The sequence below is a fragment of the Fibrobacter sp. UWB2 genome (assembly GCF_002210425.1).
Taxonomy (GTDB): Bacteria; Fibrobacterota; Fibrobacteria; order Fibrobacterales; family Fibrobacteraceae; genus Fibrobacter; species Fibrobacter elongatus.
The window spans coordinates 242501-257619 of sequence record NZ_MWQK01000001.1 but is presented as its reverse complement, the minus strand read 5'-3'; the positions used below and the strand labels follow the sequence as shown (position 1 = coordinate 257619).

Sequence of the window (15119 nt, the reverse complement as noted above, 5' to 3'; positions counted from 1 at the left end):
TGTATTTACTCGTGGAATTCGTCCTCGCCATCCACAATCGGCGCAGGTTCGCATTTTCCAATCATCTTAATCGCTTCGCAAATGCGGTCCACTTCAGCATCGCTCGTGATGAACGGCGGCATCGTATAGACGTAATTGCAGAACGGACGTAGCCACACGCCAGTTTCCTTGATGACTTTCAAAATATCGTCTGCACTTGGCTTTGCCTTGAGTTCCAAAACGCCAATTGCACCGAGCACACGCACGTCCGCCGCATTTTCAAGCGAACGGAGCGGTTCCAAATTCGCCTTTAAGCGCTTTTCAATCCGAGCCACGCTTGATGCATAATCGCGACTTTCAAACAACGAAAGCGAAGCAATCCCAGCCGCACACGCTAGCGGGTTTGCCATGTACGTCGGGCCATGCATAAACGCTGGGATCTTGCTATTCGTAATCGAGTCAGCGACCTTTTCGGATGCAACACAAGCGGCCATCGTAATGCTACCGCCTGTAAGCGCCTTGCCGATGCACATAATGTCCGGCTTTATACCCGCATGAATCATCGCAAATCGCGGGCCTGTGCGGTAAAATCCCGAAGCAATTTCATCCAAAATAAGCAAGATGCCATAGCGGTCGCAAAGCTCGCGGAGTCGCTTGAGGTAACCTGCATTATAAAGCCACATGCCGTTTCCGCCCTGGAAAACAGGCTCGCAAATGACGGCCGCAATTTCATTTTTATGCTCTTCGACAACGCGTTCCATCGATGCAAAATCGCTATCGTCCCAAGCGCTATCAAAACGGCAATTCGGGCGTTCCGCAAAGTAATGATGCGGCATGATTCCGCGGAAAAGCACATGCATACCGTCAGGATCGCTCAAAGCCATTGCGCCTGCCGTATCGCCGTGGTAGCCGCCCTTCAAGGCGACCAACTTACAGCGCTCCGGGCGACCCAGCGAATGCTGGTACTGCACCGCCATCTTGGCGGCGCATTCCACGGCGATGCTTCCCGAATCAGCAAAGAAAATCTTGTTCAAGCCCTCGGGCAAAAAGTTCACTAACTTCTCACCCAATTCAATTGCGGGCTCATGCGTAAAACCGCCGAACATCACGTGGCACATCTTTTCGCTTTGCTTGCGAATCGCTTCAACAATTTCAGGAGCGTTATGCCCGTGAGCCATGCACCACCAGCTCGATACGGCATCAATCAGTTTCAATCCGTCGGCGGTTTCAATCGTCGTTCCGTGAGCCGACATTGCAAGGAATCTTGCGGGAGTATTTTTCAGCGCAGCATACGGGTGCCACAAATGCTCGCTGTCGAAATTCAATAGCGTATTCATTTGCGGCGCAATATAGAAAAATGCGCGGGCTGTCCCCCGCGACCTCTCGTAATTAAAAGTGCCGCGCGGCATTCACCGGCGGCATCTCGAAACAGCGCGGAGTCTCGCGAAGTTTCTATCGAATGAAATTGGTGTAGACTTTCTGCTTGGCATCAGGCTGCGTCACGCCCGCCTGCTTGCCCGCATCAATGCTCTTGAGGAGCCATGCCATATTGCGGCCCAGTTCCTTCATAATCTGCACGCCTTCTTCATCCTTCAGCACATCTTCTGGATTCGAACCATGGACCATGTTCCAGTAGCGTGAAGTCACGAGCGGCTGCTGCGCATAAGTCGGGTACTTGTTGAGCACATCGAGAGTTGCGGTCGTCCCTGCACGACGTGCAGAAACCACGTTTGCCGCCGGCTTGAACAGCAGATTTGCTTCTGCGACACCGTAAAGACGGTCGAGGAACATCAACATTTCGCCGCTCGGAGAAGCGTAATAAACCGGAGAACCGTAAACAACGCCGTCCGCCGTTTCCAAGAGTTCCTTGGCTTCGTGGACAACTTCGTTCACCTCGCCCTTGAGCACTCGCCCACCGACAAACACGATTTTCGTTTCGATTCCAGCGGCCTTGAGCTGGTTTGCGACGATGTTCAGAGCCGTATAAGTGCAGCCATTTTCGCGACGGCTACCGTTAAACAAGATGACCTTCATTTTAGAACCTCCGTTGATTCAAATTCTGCAAGGAATTTACGCCCCTGTTCCCATTCACCGAGATCGGAATCCGAATTGATATGTCCAAGAGCACCTGCGTTAAACAGCTTTACGCCCCAAGCGTTGGCAAAAAATTCAGAACGTTCCATCGAGACAAACGGGTCATTTTCGCTCGCCACGACACATGCCGGAATCGGCAGTTTTTCAAGTGGCATCGGAGCAAAGTTCCCAATAAGTTCTACGTTATCCACATCACTTGGCGAAACAAGGAAAGCCCCTTTGATGTACGGCGGAACGCCACCTTGCGATTTCGCCTTCAAAAGATAGTTGACCGTCGTGCAAACACCCAAGCTATGCGCCACAAGAATCGTATCCGCATTCAACTGCTGGATGCACTTGTCCAAAGTCTCGACCCAGTCCGCTTTCTCGGGATGGTCCCAACAGTGCTGGATGACGCGCGTTGCATTCGGCAAGCTCTTTTCCCAGAAGCTCTGCCAGTGTTTCGGTCCGGAATTATTCAATCCAGGAACAATCAAGTAATTCATTATCGCCTCTTTTCCTACCAAATTAGTATAAAAATTAAATTACTTTCCCGTTAAAAAATGAATTTACGGCAAATTTCACCCAAATCCGCACTTTTTCAGCACAGCATACTCGCACACTCGATACAGTTAATATTTTAAATACATTCTATTTTATTGGTTATTTAATTTCGCTAACTTATCTTTATCTTCGGTTAAATGGGATTCTGTTTTGTACAGAAACTTCATGGAGATAAAATATGAACATCAAGAAAACTGCAGTCAAGAGCGCTCTCGCCGTAGCAGCCGCCGCAGCAGCCCTCACCACCAATGTTAGCGCAAAGGATTTTAGCGGTGCCGAACTCTACACGTTAGAAGAAGTTCAGTACGGTAAGTTTGAAGCCCGTATGAAGATGGCAGCCGCATCGGGAACGGTCAGTTCCATGTTCCTCTACCAGAATGGTTCCGAAATCGCTGATGGAAGGCCTTGGGTAGAAGTGGATATCGAAGTTCTCGGCAAGAATCCGGGCAGTTTCCAGTCCAACATCATTACTGGTAAGGCCGGCGCACAGAAGACTAGCGAAAAACACCATGCCGTTAGCCCCGCCGCCGATCAGGCTTTCCACACATACGGTCTCGAATGGACTCCGAATTACGTCCGCTGGACTGTAGACGGTCAGGAAGTCCGCAAGACGGAAGGTGGCCAGGTTTCCAACTTGACAGGTACACAGGGACTCCGTTTTAACCTTTGGTCGTCTGAGAGTGCGGCTTGGGTTGGCCAGTTCGATGAATCGAAGCTTCCGCTTTTCCAGTTCATCAACTGGGTCAAGGTTTATAAGTACACGCCGGGCCGGGGCGAAGGTGGCAGCGACTTTACGCTCGACTGGACCGACAATTTCGACACATTCGATGGCTCCCGCTGGGGCAAGGGTGACTGGACATTCGATGGCAACCGAGTCGACCTCACCGACAAGAATATCTACTCCAGAGACGGCATGTTAATCCTCGCCCTCACCCGCAAAGGCCAGGAAAGCTTCAACGGCCAGGTTCCGAGAGACGACGAACAGGCTCCGCAATCTTCTAGCAGCGCTCCGGCATCGTCTTCGAGCAGTGTTCCAGCAAGCTCCTCTAGCGTCCCGGCCTCTTCGAGCAGCGCAATCATTCCGCCGAGCTCCTCGAGCGCCACAAACGCCATCCACGGAATGCGTACGACTCCGGCAGCTGCAAAGGATCGTCGCGGTCTTGTGAACGCCAAGGGCGCCAAGGTGAACCCGAATGGTCACAAGCACTACCGCGTGAACTTCGAATACTAATTGTGGCCGTTTCTCTTTATAATTCTCTTTATCGCAAAAGCCATATGGATTTACCATATGGTTTTTTGTTTTATCCATTAAAATTGGGGGAATTTCGCCAATTTTTTTGAATTTTGACACTAAAATGTCAAACTAGATTTTGTATTTTTGATTTCGAAATTTTTAAAAATTAAAATAGGATAATTATATGGCTTATTTGAATAAGGTTATGCTCATCGGTAATATCGGTAAGGATCCGGAAGTTCGCGTTAATCCCAATGGTGGTCGCAAGCGCGTTTCTTTCTCCCTCGCCACTTCTCGTCGCTATCGTGACAACAACGGCGAACAGAAGGAACAGACCGACTGGCATAACATCATTGGCTGGGGCAAAATCGCAGATATCGTTGAACAGCTTGGCATTCGCAAGGGCATGAGCCTCTATGTTGAAGGTTCCCTCACCAACCGCAGCTGGACAGACCAGACGAGCGGCCAGAAGCGCTATGTCACTGAAATCAACATGGATACGTTCCAGCTCCTCACTCCGCGTGGCCAGGGTGGCGCACCGGGTGCAGGTGGTTTCAGCCAGGCCAACAGCTACCAGTCCAACAGCTTTAACGGCATGCAGCAGAATAGCGCTCCGGCCTATGATGCAGGCATGGCAGAAGAAGACGTCGATCTTCCGTTCTAATTCAAGATTTTGTGAATGAATCAAGGAATTGCAGAATTAGCGCTCATCTATGCGTTGCCGCTAGGAATATCGTTTGTAACGCTATTTGCTACGGCATCGTGCCCTGGGCGTAATACGAAAGTCGTCGGAGCCATTCTATCGACTCTTACGATTGTAATAGACTGTCTGTTCTATTTCGTAAAGAATACCATCATCGTCCAAAATGTCGAAGGTGGTATTCTGCTGTCGTTCTTTTTGCTTTTTCTTTTCAGTATCTTCTGCATGGTGCAAAGCGAAGAATGGTCCACGAGAGCATCGTTCCTGTTCTTCTCGTTATGCATGCTGACCGGCTGTATCGGAACGGCGTGTTTCGAACGTCCAACCCTGGTTCTCACGTCATCTTATTCTCCGACAGAACTCGTGACGTACAACAAAAAGTACGAAGACTACATTTCGTCTTTTGACAATGCGAACAACGAAAACAGAGAACAGGCGGCAGCACACGCCGAAGCAAAGAACAGCTTCGAACCATCAAGCGCAATTGATGACGATTTCGAAATCGCTCCTGAAGTGATGGATCGCCTTGATACTTATGCAGACAAGGCAGAAACCATCATCGACAAGATGTTCGACATCTTGCGTTCTGTAAGTTCGTTCGAACCGATGGAACCGAATGCAGGCGAAATGGAACGCGAAAAGCGTAGCCAGCAGGCTCTCGCCATTAACAACAAGGCGACATCGCTCAATCGCAAGGCCATCGGGATTTTCCATCCGATGGAAGCTCGCGAAGCCCATTCAGAACTTGTACAGGCTTCGGAAACAATCCGTAGCGCCTCGCACGTGCTGTATTCGTACTGCCTAATCGAAGACCCAGAAGAAGCAATGAAGAAGTATTCTCAGGCTCGCGACCTGGTTGAGATTGCCAAAAGGCATATCGACAAATTCAACAAAATTATTCAAAATTTAAAAACGAACAATCAACCTCAACAATAAGAAAAAACAAAGGTTAAATCTATGATTCGTAACGTAGCGATCATGGGCGCCACTGGCGCAGTAGGTCAAGAACTCCTCAAGATTCTTGAACAACGTAACTTCCCGCTTCAGAACTTGAAGCTCCTCGCCTCCGAACGCAGTGTCGGCCGTGAATATGAATTCAAGGGCGAAAAGCTCAAAGTCGAACTGACTTGCAAGGACGCATTCAAGAACGTTGACCTCGTGCTCTCTTCTGCAGGCGCAAGCGTTTCCAAGGAATTTGCTCCGATTGCTGTTGACGCAGGCGCAGTCGTCGTCGACAACACGAGCTTCTTCCGCATGGACCCGAACGTTCCGCTCGTTGTCCCGGAAGTGAATCCGGAAGACATCAAGCTCCACAAGGGCATCATCGCTAACCCGAACTGCACGACCATCATGATGGTTGTCGCCCTCAAGCCGATTAACGACTTGAGCAAGATCAAGACCATCCACGTTTCCTCTTACCAGAGCGCAAGCGGTGCCGGTGCAACTGGCATGGCCGAACTCAAGCAGCAGTACCAGGAAATCGTTGAAGGCAAGCCGGTCACCGTGAAGAAGTTCGCACACCAGCTCGCATACAACCTCATTCCGCACATCGACGTGTTCACCGACAACGGCTACACGAAGGAAGAAATGAAGATGTTCAACGAAACGCAGAAGATCATGCACAGCGATGTCCGCTGCGCCGCTACCTGCGTCCGCGTTTCTGCTCTCCGCTGCCACTCCGAAGCCATCAGCTTCGAAACTGAACGCGCACTCTCTGTTGAAGAAGTCCGCAACGCCATCAAGAACGGCGAAGGCCTCCAGCTCTGCGACGATCCGGCAAACAACGTTTACCCGATGCCGCTCAACCTCATGGGCACGGACGACGTCTACGTCGGCCGTATCCGTAAGGACCTCGCTTGCGAAAACGGCATGAACATCTGGATTGTTGGTGACCAGATCCGCAAGGGTGCTGCTCTCAACGCCGTCCAGATTGCAGAACGCCTCTAATCGCGATTCGCGCATTTAAAAAAGAGTCTAGCATTCGCTAGACTCTTTTTTTATCATCATTTCTTCTATTAGAAGCGGATCATCGCACTGAAGTCGATGAACGTTCCATCAGCCTGGAAGTAGTTGCCAAGGCCAGTGAAGAGCTTTTCGCCGAGGCCGAGTTCAACAGCAAGGAAGTCCTTGTACTGGTAACGGAAACCGATAGAAGCGTTCACAGAGTTCATCACGTCCATCATACGGCTCATATCGGAATCGTTGTTCTTCAAGTACTGGAAAGCCACCCAGTCGTAACCGACTTCGCCGTAGAACAAGAAGTTCTTTTCTTCGCCGACGAAGACTTCACCAAGCATGCTCGGCTGGAGAACAGCGGTAATGGCATACTGGTCAACCGGATCGTCATAATTTCTGTAAGAGACAATGGCAGCACCACCGATAAGGATGCGAGCATTTTCGTTTTCAAGAACGGAGAGACCAGCGCGGATGTACGGAGAAAGGTCCCAGAAAGAAGCCGGGTCGTTAGCCTTTTCAACATCGCCATCAATTTCGGTTTCATTGTTGAAGCTGACGAATCTTGCACCGAGAGTCCAAGTGAAGTTCTTGGCGGTCGGAGCATTGGTCAAGCTCAAGTTAACGGTAAGGCTGTCAAAACGGTCTTCGGTTTCAGTACCGTGGTCCGGATCATTATGAGTCTGTTTCTTCGTGGTGAGCCAGTCGACATCGGCAGCAACGTTCATGCCCAAGAAACTCTTGGCGATTGCTGCAGCCCAGTCATCGCCACCGTAAGTCGTGCTAACAACGCCAGCATCGTTGCTGACGCGGTCACGGCCAAGGCCTGCTCTTACGTAGAAGCCGAAGCCCGGAACGGCGTAACCGAGAGTGAGACGGCCAAGCTGGCTATCGTCATGCGTAGCCTTGCTAATGTCAAAAGCCGTGAAGAAAGAACCGAGAGAAACAATGCCAAGCTTGTTGGTCGGTTCAATGTAGAAGAACTTGCGGTTTGCAAACAAGTTCGGATACTTGAGCAAGAGGTCCGTATTGTTAGCAGCGGCCATGTTGCTGTTTCTGTTGTAGGACTTGCCATGCAAGATGGCATTGAACGGAGTGCGCTTGGAGTCCTTCGGAATTTCCGGAGCGACAAACGGAACCGGAGCCGTAAGGCTTTCAGAAGCAGCAGCCTGTTCTTCCTGCTGCTGGAGCTGCTGTTCGCTCATGGAAGGAGCGTTCGATTCAGAAGCTTCCTGTGCAAAAGCTGCACCGACGCTAACGAGGCCAATGCCAAACATCGTTTTTAAATTCATAATCTTTCCTTGTAATAAGATTTTTTGATTTGTGTGACAAAAATATAATTAATTCCAGTTATCAGTTTTTGTCAACAGCTACCAAAAGTATGATTTTAACTATTATCCTAAGTTCTCCGGATTCAAGCACTTAAGTTCATCGACCACAAAAAGTCCGTCCTTGCGGATGAGCTTGTCATCGAACCAGATTTCGCCGCCACCGTATTCAGGACGCATAATCAGCACCAAGTCCCAATGGATTGCAGACTTGTTCCCATTCGGGGCATCTTCGTAGCACATGCCCGGCGTAAAGTGGATGGAGCCAGCAATCTTTTCGTCGAACAAGATGTCACACATCGGAGAAAGCACAAACGGGTTAAAGCCGATAGCAAATTCGCCCACATAACGAGCGCCCTCGTCCGTATCAAAAATAGCGTTCAGGCTCTTGTTGTCGCCCGTTTCGCAAGTCGCTTCGACAATCTTCCCCTGCTTAAAAACGAGGCGGATATTGCTGAACTGCTTGCCTTCGTAAAGCGTCGGCGTGTTGTAATGGATAACGCCTTCGATACTCCCCTGCACCGGCGCCGTATAGACTTCGCCATCGGGAATGTTCATGTTGCCACAGCACGGCACCGCCGGAATATCCTTAATGCTGAACGTGATGTCCGTATCCTGCGCCACAAGACGCACCTTGTCCGTCCTGTTCATGAGGTCGACCAGAGCCTGGGCGGCGCGCTGCATCTTCGGGTAATCGGCAAGGCAAGCCTTGAAGTAGAAGTCCTCGAACGCTTCCGTGCTCATCTTTGCGCCCTGAGCCATGGACGGGTTCGGCCAGCGGAGCACGCACCAGCGTGTGTTGTTTACGCGGTAGTTGAGCACGTCCTGCGTGATGGTCCTGTACGCAAGCATCTTCTTGTCATCGATATCGCAGTTCTCCATGGCGTTGTTCATCGCGCGGATGGAGAGATAAGCCTGCATCTGCTTCATCTCGTTCATCGCAAGGTCCGCAGAAAGCTTCATCTGTTCTTCGGATGCGCTGCGAATAACTTCACGACGTACACGGCTATTGTAATTGTGGACAAATGCGTTACCGCCAACTTTGGCAACCGCCTTGATGAGTTCTGTCGAGAGCTCGTCCGGCGTGTCGGTCGTTTCGATTAAAATATTTTCGCCCGCCTTGAGTGCAATGGCGTTGTTAATCAAATTTTCTGCAAGTTGCGTAATGCGAGGATCCTTCATTCTTTACCCCATAAATTAAAATCACCGAAAGTCGGCGACAAAAATCGCCGACTTAAATTTAAAAATCTATTTGTCTTTATTCTACTCCAATTATCATTCCATTACTCCGTAAAGGTAAACGGAATCGTCACCGTCGTATTACCCGATTTGATTTTATTGAAAGTCCACTTGCTAACAGCAGACTTGACGGCGCTATCGAATTCAGGGAATCCTGTCGTCGAATTTGCCACAGCAATGCTTATGATTTCACCACCCGGTGCAATCGTGAACTTCAATGTGACCTTACCCTGGAACCCCGGCTTTTTCTTTAAATGGGTATTGTAAATGTGACGGAGTCCAGGCGTACGCTGCTTAACCACCTTCATGATTTCAGAAGCCGAACGGGATGCACCTGCAGAACCCATATCGATTTCATTCATCTTGGGAATCGGCATATTTTTCATTTTTGCCGTTGTCTTGAGAGCACCAGCAGAACCGCCGAGCAAGCCGTTAAGCATGTCGCCAATTCCACCAGAACCTCCCGTAATGCTTCCAGAATTGAAACCAACATTCGGTTTACCGCGACGTCTATCGGCAAGGCTAGTCTTACCCGTCACCTGTAAACCATTCAGAACTTTAAGCGTCTTTACCATATCTTTGGCAAATGTCTTATTCGCAAGGTCGTATGCTTGCGCCGACGCCGTCTTTGTCATAGCGGTCAACCTTTCAAGAACACCACGGTTAATAGGCGCTCTAGTGTCGCCGTCTCCAGCGGGCTTACCGCCACCACCCGGTCTTTTACGAATGATTTCTTCCTGTACTTTAGGTTTCTTAGGTGGATCCGGCTTTTTAATCGTCTCCATGTTTACAGAAACCCCTATTTGTTCTTTTTCCGGTGGATCAAACATGACCTCATCGATAATGCTTTCATACGTAGAAGCCCAGAAGCCAAGCATCAACGCGACAATAAGCGATGCACCAGAAATGCGCACCATCTTCTTGTCGGAATCTGGCATCAGGGATGCGATGAACGCATCTTGTTGTTGTTTTGTTGTTTTCATGATTTTATCCTCCCTTTTCAGGAAATTGGATGTTTTTGTTTTTTTGGTATCAGCAAACCAACTACCCCGTGAGCGGAGTATCAATTTGCCGAATGGCAACACTTCGGAATAAGGCTACCCGAACAAGCCTTTATTGCGAAGTTTCACGCGATTACATACAATGTCAGAAAAACTTTATTACAAAGTAAGGTATTTACTTAAACAACCCACATCCTTACCACACCCATAAAGTACCAATAAAAAAAATGCAAAAACCACTACAAAACAGTAAAGAAAATTTCATACGAATGTTTGTAAACTCAGATAAAATAAGGCTTTGCGCGTAGTTACTGGGGTTGCTCGCAATTTTCGATTTTTTCTCAGCCCTAGATTTTTACAAAACTTAGCCCAGTATAATTTATTCCAATTTGGAATTAAATTTGCAAAACACCCCCTATATTTGCGCTTTTTTACCGAACGTGGACCCATTTTTAAAAGACTTACCTATATTTCCATTATCATGAAACTTTTAGCTACTCCTCCTGACTTAAATAAGATTGCTCGCCCGAACTGGATTGAAATCAACCTAGACGCTCTCTGCAACAACATTCAATTTATTAGAAGCCAGATTCCGGCCTCTACAAAAATTTTGCTCCCCGTCAAGGCCGACTCTTACGGCCACGGAAGCCTCGCCTGCTCTTTTGCCGCCAAGTTCGGTGGTGCCGACTACCTCGGCGTTGCCCACATCAGCGAAGGCATGCTCCTTCGCCAGTACGGCATGGACTTGCCCATTCTCGTACTTGGTCCTTGCACTCCGTCTGACTTTGCGTACTTTGTCGAATACCAGCTCACGGCTGCCATTACCGACATCCGCACTGCAATGGCATTCGACCAGTTCCTCGGTGAAACTGGTACAGAATGCAAGGCTCATCTCGCCATTGACACGGGTATGAACCGCTACGGCTTTGACGCAGAAGACTTCAACAACATTCGCGCAGCACTCAGCCTCAAGCATCTCAAGTTCGAAGGCATGTTCACGCATCTCGCTACAGCCGACATGCCGGGCAACCCGAAAACGGAAATTCAGATTCAGCGCTTTACACGACTCGTCGATGTGCTCGAAGCCGAAGGACTCCGTCCTGAAATTTGCCACTGCTCTAGTTCCGCAGGCACGCTCACGCACCCCGAAAGCCATTTCGACATGGTGCGCCCAGGTCTCACGCTTTACGGCTACAACTGCATGGGAGCAATCCCGACCACATTGCCGATCAAGCCGGTCATGAAAATCAAGTCCACCATCCGCCACGTGCACGACGTGAAACCCGGTGAAACCGTTAGCTACGGCGGTTACTGGGCAGCCCAGCAGCTCACGCGCATCGCAACCATCGCTATCGGTTACGGTGACGGCTACCTCCGCGGCGAATACAACAAGGGCTTTGTCTTTATCCGTGGACAGCTCTGCCCGATTCTCGGACGTGTCTGCATGGATGCGACCATGGTCGACGTAAGCCACATCCCGGATGTGCAAGTCGGCGAAACCGTTGACGTCGTGAATGGCGAACTCGACTTCCGCATTTCGATGGAAAGCGTTGCCGAAGAACACCACACGATTCCGTACGAAATCACTAGCCGCGTGGCTCGCCGCCTGTACCGCAAGTACTACTGGAAGAACCGCCTCGTGCGCTGGGACTACCTCAAGGAAGAATTCGGCGTCAAGGATTTCAAGGAATATCCATTGCGCTAGGAGAAGCACCGCATGGTATGAAGTTTAATGACCCGAAATTCACAAAGATAAGCCACCGGAATGTCTGGGGCGAATGGACCTTTATCTTCGAAGGATCCAAACTTTGTGGCCTAAAATTTCGGGAAACTTCAGACGAAGTAAAAGCGACTCCGAGCAACGTGCAGGCTTGCGCCTATGCAAGCCCCGACATGGAAACTGAATTAAACAGCCGCGTTCGCAGCGCCTACCGCAAGGCCGTGAACGAACTTAATTTGTACCTCGCAGGCAAAATCTGCGAGTTTTCTATACCCATAAAAATCTACGGCACCGACTTCCAAAAAAAAGTTCTCGAAGTCACACGCCATATTCCATATGGTAAAACTTGTACGTACAAACAAGTTGCCGAAGCCGTCGGACATCCGCAAGCAGTCCGTGCTGTCGGAAACGTACTACACAACAATCCGATTCAAGTCGTCATCCCCTGCCACCGCGTGATTGATAGCCGCGGTCGCCTGAGTGGCTACGCGCTTGGCGTCAGCCTAAAAAGAAGGCTACTCTGCATGGAGGGAGCCATTCCAAATGAATTAATGTTGGAATAACAAAACAGGCGGTCCTAAAGACCGCCTAAAATATCTTTCGTCTAGTTTATGCGCATTGCAGTGCACCGAGCATGTCGTAGACTTGAGCTTCGACACTCAGGAGTTCCATGTCGTAGTTCGGAGCCCATTCAAGAATCGGCACGTTGTTGCTTTGAGCATATTCGCGGAAGAGGCTCTTGTCGCCAACGGAATGGCCCAACAGCACCGGGCAAGTATTGTTATGAACGTTCAAGCCTTCGATGAGCTTGTCAGATTTAAATCCGTAAGACAAATTGAAAACGAAGTCGGCGTTGGCACAAGCCTCGTCGATGACATCTTTGTCGGATTCTGCATCACAGGCAAAGATTTCCCCAATTTCAATATTACCGATAGCGTTGAAAACACCATCCTTGATGTCCTTGAGCATGGACAGGAGCCCATGGCCAAGGATCGTATCGGATCCCCAGATTAAAACATTCATACACTCACCTTCTTATTGCTTTTTGTGTAATGATTGTCACACGGCACTCATTACTTTTTTATTACGCGCCGCATATATAGTAAAATTTACTCTAATTTGGAATAAAAAGTTAAAAAAAACATACAAAAATTTGACTTTTATCACATTTCGTAATCAACTTTCTGTTGATTCTTTGTCATCGCCCATTCGGCCGGAGTTTATCCCCAACTTGTTCCGGAACTCAGAATGGCACGTTTTCTTTTGCCACTCATCTTTCGTCTTTCGTCTAATTTTCTATATTTACGCCGGATTTTAACCAAAAACCCGCGAATGCGGGGCAAATAAAAAAGGAATAAACAATGTCCGAAAATCTCTCTGTACTGACCAAGGCCCGTCAGGCCTATCAGCCGAAGCTCCCGGTCTCCCTCAAGAACGGTGCCCTGAGCGTGAAGATTAACAAGGGTGCAGCTACGGAATCCGTTAGCGACCAGGCCAAGATCAAGGAACTCTTCCCGAACACCTACGGTCTTCCGGTTGTTCAGTTCGAAGCTGCCGAAGCCAAGGCTGGCAAGGCACTCCGCATGGGCGTGGTCCTCTCTGGTGGCCAGGCTCCGGGTGGACATAACGTTATCGCCGGTATCTACGACGGCATCAAGTCCGTTTCCAAGGATTCCGTCCTTTTCGGTTTCCTCGGCGGTCCGAGCGGTCTCGAAAACGGCAAGTACATTGAAATTGACGACGCCAAGATGGACGCCTACCGCAACGCCGGTGGCTTCGACATGATCCAGTCTGGCCGTACCAAGCTCGAAACTGAAGAACAGTTCAACAAGTGCATCGCTGTTGCTAACAAGCTCGACCTCGACGCTATCGTTATCATCGGTGGTGATGACTCCAACACGAACGCTGCTGTTCTCGGTGAATACTTCCAGTCCAAGGGCGTTAAGACTTGCGTTTGCGGTTGCCCGAAGACCATCGACGGTGACTTGAAGAACGAATTCATCGAAACCTCTTTCGGTTTCGACACCGCTGTGAAGACCTACTCTGAACTCATCGGCAACATCATGCGCGATGCTAACTCCGCTCAGAAGTACTGGCACTTCATCAAGCTCATGGGCCGCTCTGCTTCCCATATCGCTCTCGAAGCCGCTCTCCAGACTCACCCGAACATCTGCCTTATCTCTGAAGAAGTCAAAGCAAAGCAGATGAAGCTCAAGGACGTGATCAAGCAGGTTGCTGACGTTGTCTATGCTCGTGCAGCTCAGGGCAAGAACTTCGGTGTCGCCCTCATTCCGGAAGGCCTCCTCGAATTCATCCCGGACGTTGGCGTCCTTATCTCTGAACTTTCTGAAGCTCTCGCCCACCACGAAGCCGAAGTCGAAGGTCTCGACACGGCTGCTAAGGTCGAAAAGCTCTGCGCATGGGTCAGCGCAGAATCCGCTGAAGTCCTCAAGAGCCTCCCGGCTGGCATCCAGGCCCAGCTCATGCTCGAACGCGACAGCCATGGCAACGTTCAGGTTTCCCTCATCGAAACTGAAAAGCTCATCATCGAAATGGTCAAGAAGGAACTCAAGAACCGTGGTGACTTCAAGGGCAAGTTCTCTGCTCTCAACCACTTCTTCGGTTACGAAGGCCGTTGCGCAGCTCCGTCCAACTTCGACGCTGACTACTGCTACAGCCTCGGCTTTGCAGCCTCTGTTCTCGCCCTCAATGGCATGAACGGCTACATGAGCTCTGTCCGCAACGTCACTAAGGGTATCGAAAACTGGGTCGCTGGCGGCCTTCCGATCACCATGATGATGAACATCGAACGCCGTCACGGTGCCGACAAGCCGGTTATCCGCAAGGCACTCGTTGAACTCGAAGGCCCGATGAGCGCTCCGTTCAAGTACTTCGCCGCTCGCCGCGACGAATGGGCTAAGACTGAATCCTACACCTATCCGGGTCCGATCCAGTACTGGGGTCCGAGCGAAGTTTGCGACATCACGAACTTCACGATTAAGCTCGAACGCGGTGCAATGAAGTAATTTTTACTTCAAAACAGCATAAAAAAATAAAATGCTCCTGGCTTCCACCGGGAGCATTTTTATTGTATATTAAGAAAAATCACAATCAACAAAAGGTGTCAAAAAATGGCTTGTGCAAATTGCAAACTCCGCGCACAATACGACAAAAACTCCAAGTCGCTGATTGGACGCATTTGGCGATTCCATATAAACTTTTGCCCAGGCTGGAAAAGCTATATCAAGAGCCTTTCCGAAGAAGAGCGCATCGCTGTCAAGGAAAAGTACAACTTAAAATAAAAGAAAAATGGCGGGCAAAACCCGCC

Annotated in this window: 15 protein-coding genes; 8 read left to right on the top strand and 7 right to left on the bottom strand. The window is 49.7% G+C overall.

Going from position 1 to position 15119, the window contains the following annotated elements; genetic code table 11:
• Window positions 1-5: 5 nt before the first annotated feature.
• From bioA to B7982_RS01185, 3 genes are all read right to left on the bottom strand, one after another.
• A complete protein-coding gene (bioA, locus tag B7982_RS01195) occupies window positions 6-1316 on the bottom strand; it encodes an adenosylmethionine--8-amino-7-oxononanoate transaminase (protein ID WP_088659202.1) in 1311 nt (436 codons plus the stop codon).
• Between the two features lie 115 nt (window positions 1317-1431).
• Window positions 1432-2013 carry a flavodoxin family protein gene (locus B7982_RS01190; protein WP_085490398.1) on the bottom strand — a complete coding sequence of 194 codons (582 nt, stop codon included), beginning with the start codon at window positions 2011-2013 and terminating at the stop codon, window positions 1432-1434.
• Window positions 2010-2558, bottom strand: a complete 549-nt coding sequence (locus B7982_RS01185; RefSeq protein ID WP_088659201.1) for an alpha/beta hydrolase — start codon at window positions 2556-2558, stop codon at window positions 2010-2012. The genes B7982_RS01190 and B7982_RS01185 overlap by 4 nt, the downstream gene beginning before the upstream one ends.
• 236 nt (window positions 2559-2794) lie before the next feature.
• Here B7982_RS01185 and B7982_RS01180 point away from each other — a divergent pair, with 236 nt between their 5' ends.
• The 4 genes from B7982_RS01180 to B7982_RS01165 all read left to right on the top strand — a co-directional run bounded on the left by B7982_RS01180 (window position 2795) and on the right by B7982_RS01165 (window position 6497).
• Complete coding sequence (locus tag B7982_RS01180; protein ID WP_088659200.1) at window positions 2795-3847, top strand: family 16 glycosylhydrolase; 1053 nt, start codon at window positions 2795-2797, stop codon at window positions 3845-3847.
• 187 nt (window positions 3848-4034) lie between these two features.
• Window positions 4035-4514 (top strand): single-stranded DNA-binding protein, encoded by a 480-nt coding sequence (locus B7982_RS01175; protein WP_088659199.1) that lies wholly within the window; start codon window positions 4035-4037, stop codon window positions 4512-4514.
• 15 nt (window positions 4515-4529) lie between these two features.
• Entirely contained in the window at window positions 4530-5486 is a 957-nt protein-coding gene (locus B7982_RS01170; RefSeq protein WP_088659198.1) for a hypothetical protein, read from the top strand.
• A gap of 21 nt (window positions 5487-5507) precedes the next feature.
• The gene (locus B7982_RS01165; RefSeq protein ID WP_088659197.1) at window positions 5508-6497 is read left to right on the top strand and encodes an aspartate-semialdehyde dehydrogenase; all 990 of its coding nucleotides are present in this window, start codon (window positions 5508-5510) and stop codon (window positions 6495-6497) included.
• 68 nt (window positions 6498-6565) lie between these two features.
• Here the strand turns inward: B7982_RS01165 and B7982_RS01160 are convergent, their stop codons facing one another.
• From B7982_RS01160 to B7982_RS01150, 3 genes are all read right to left on the bottom strand, one after another.
• Complete coding sequence (locus B7982_RS01160) at window positions 6566-7795, bottom strand: hypothetical protein (RefSeq protein WP_088659196.1); 1230 nt, start codon at window positions 7793-7795, stop codon at window positions 6566-6568.
• Window positions 7796-7897: 102 nt separating this feature from the next.
• On the bottom strand, window positions 7898-9013 hold the full coding sequence (locus B7982_RS01155) for an aminopeptidase (RefSeq protein ID WP_088659195.1): 1116 nt from the start codon (window positions 9011-9013) through the stop codon (window positions 7898-7900).
• Window positions 9014-9114: 101 nt separating this feature from the next.
• Complete coding sequence (locus B7982_RS01150) at window positions 9115-10053, bottom strand: AgmX/PglI C-terminal domain-containing protein (protein ID WP_088659194.1); 939 nt, start codon at window positions 10051-10053, stop codon at window positions 9115-9117.
• A gap of 499 nt (window positions 10054-10552) precedes the next feature.
• Between B7982_RS01150 and alr the strand changes: the two genes are divergently transcribed.
• Together alr and B7982_RS01140 are read left to right on the top strand one after the other, a co-directional pair.
• Window positions 10553-11776 (top strand): alanine racemase, encoded by a 1224-nt coding sequence (gene alr, locus B7982_RS01145; RefSeq protein ID WP_015732468.1) that lies wholly within the window; start codon window positions 10553-10555, stop codon window positions 11774-11776.
• Window positions 11777-11793: 17 nt separating this feature from the next.
• Window positions 11794-12354 (top strand): methylated-DNA--[protein]-cysteine S-methyltransferase, encoded by a 561-nt coding sequence (locus B7982_RS01140; protein ID WP_088659193.1) that lies wholly within the window; start codon window positions 11794-11796, stop codon window positions 12352-12354.
• 46 nt (window positions 12355-12400) lie between these two features.
• On the opposite strand, the gene B7982_RS01135 is transcribed toward B7982_RS01140, so the two are convergent.
• Window positions 12401-12814 carry a hypothetical protein gene (locus tag B7982_RS01135; RefSeq protein WP_014545074.1) on the bottom strand — a complete coding sequence of 138 codons (414 nt, stop codon included), beginning with the start codon at window positions 12812-12814 and terminating at the stop codon, window positions 12401-12403.
• A 338-nt stretch (window positions 12815-13152) separates the two neighbouring features.
• Between B7982_RS01135 and B7982_RS01130 the strand changes: the two genes are divergently transcribed.
• Entirely contained in the window at window positions 13153-14817 is a 1665-nt protein-coding gene (locus B7982_RS01130; RefSeq protein ID WP_088659192.1) for a diphosphate--fructose-6-phosphate 1-phosphotransferase, read from the top strand.
• A gap of 105 nt (window positions 14818-14922) precedes the next feature.
• Window positions 14923-15093 carry a hypothetical protein gene (locus tag B7982_RS14980; protein WP_198953162.1) on the top strand — a complete coding sequence of 57 codons (171 nt, stop codon included), beginning with the start codon at window positions 14923-14925 and terminating at the stop codon, window positions 15091-15093.
• Window positions 15094-15119: the final 26 nt, after the last annotated feature.

Excerpts from the sequence above, each read along its gene's own strand:
- bioA (WP_088659202.1), bottom strand. The coding sequence starts at position 1,316 with ATGAATACGCTATTGAATTTCGACAGCGAGCATTTGTGGCACCCGTAT.
- B7982_RS01190 (WP_085490398.1), bottom strand. The coding sequence starts at position 2,013 with ATGAAGGTCATCTTGTTTAACGGTAGCCGTCGCGAAAATGGCTGCACT.
- B7982_RS01185 (WP_088659201.1), bottom strand. The coding sequence starts at position 2,558 with ATGAATTACTTGATTGTTCCTGGATTGAATAATTCCGGACCGAAACAC.
- B7982_RS01180 (WP_088659200.1), top strand. The coding sequence starts at position 2,795 with ATGAACATCAAGAAAACTGCAGTCAAGAGCGCTCTCGCCGTAGCAGCC.
- B7982_RS01175 (WP_088659199.1), top strand. The coding sequence starts at position 4,035 with ATGGCTTATTTGAATAAGGTTATGCTCATCGGTAATATCGGTAAGGAT.
- B7982_RS01170 (WP_088659198.1), top strand. The coding sequence starts at position 4,530 with ATGAATCAAGGAATTGCAGAATTAGCGCTCATCTATGCGTTGCCGCTA.
- B7982_RS01165 (WP_088659197.1), top strand. The coding sequence starts at position 5,508 with ATGATTCGTAACGTAGCGATCATGGGCGCCACTGGCGCAGTAGGTCAA.
- B7982_RS01160 (WP_088659196.1), bottom strand. The coding sequence starts at position 7,795 with ATGAATTTAAAAACGATGTTTGGCATTGGCCTCGTTAGCGTCGGTGCA.
- B7982_RS01155 (WP_088659195.1), bottom strand. The coding sequence starts at position 9,013 with ATGAAGGATCCTCGCATTACGCAACTTGCAGAAAATTTGATTAACAAC.
- B7982_RS01150 (WP_088659194.1), bottom strand. The coding sequence starts at position 10,053 with ATGAAAACAACAAAACAACAACAAGATGCGTTCATCGCATCCCTGATG.
- alr (WP_015732468.1), top strand. The coding sequence starts at position 10,553 with ATGAAACTTTTAGCTACTCCTCCTGACTTAAATAAGATTGCTCGCCCG.
- B7982_RS01140 (WP_088659193.1), top strand. The coding sequence starts at position 11,794 with ATGAAGTTTAATGACCCGAAATTCACAAAGATAAGCCACCGGAATGTC.
- B7982_RS01135 (WP_014545074.1), bottom strand. The coding sequence starts at position 12,814 with ATGAATGTTTTAATCTGGGGATCCGATACGATCCTTGGCCATGGGCTC.
- B7982_RS01130 (WP_088659192.1), top strand. The coding sequence starts at position 13,153 with ATGTCCGAAAATCTCTCTGTACTGACCAAGGCCCGTCAGGCCTATCAG.
- B7982_RS14980 (WP_198953162.1), top strand. The coding sequence starts at position 14,923 with ATGGCTTGTGCAAATTGCAAACTCCGCGCACAATACGACAAAAACTCC.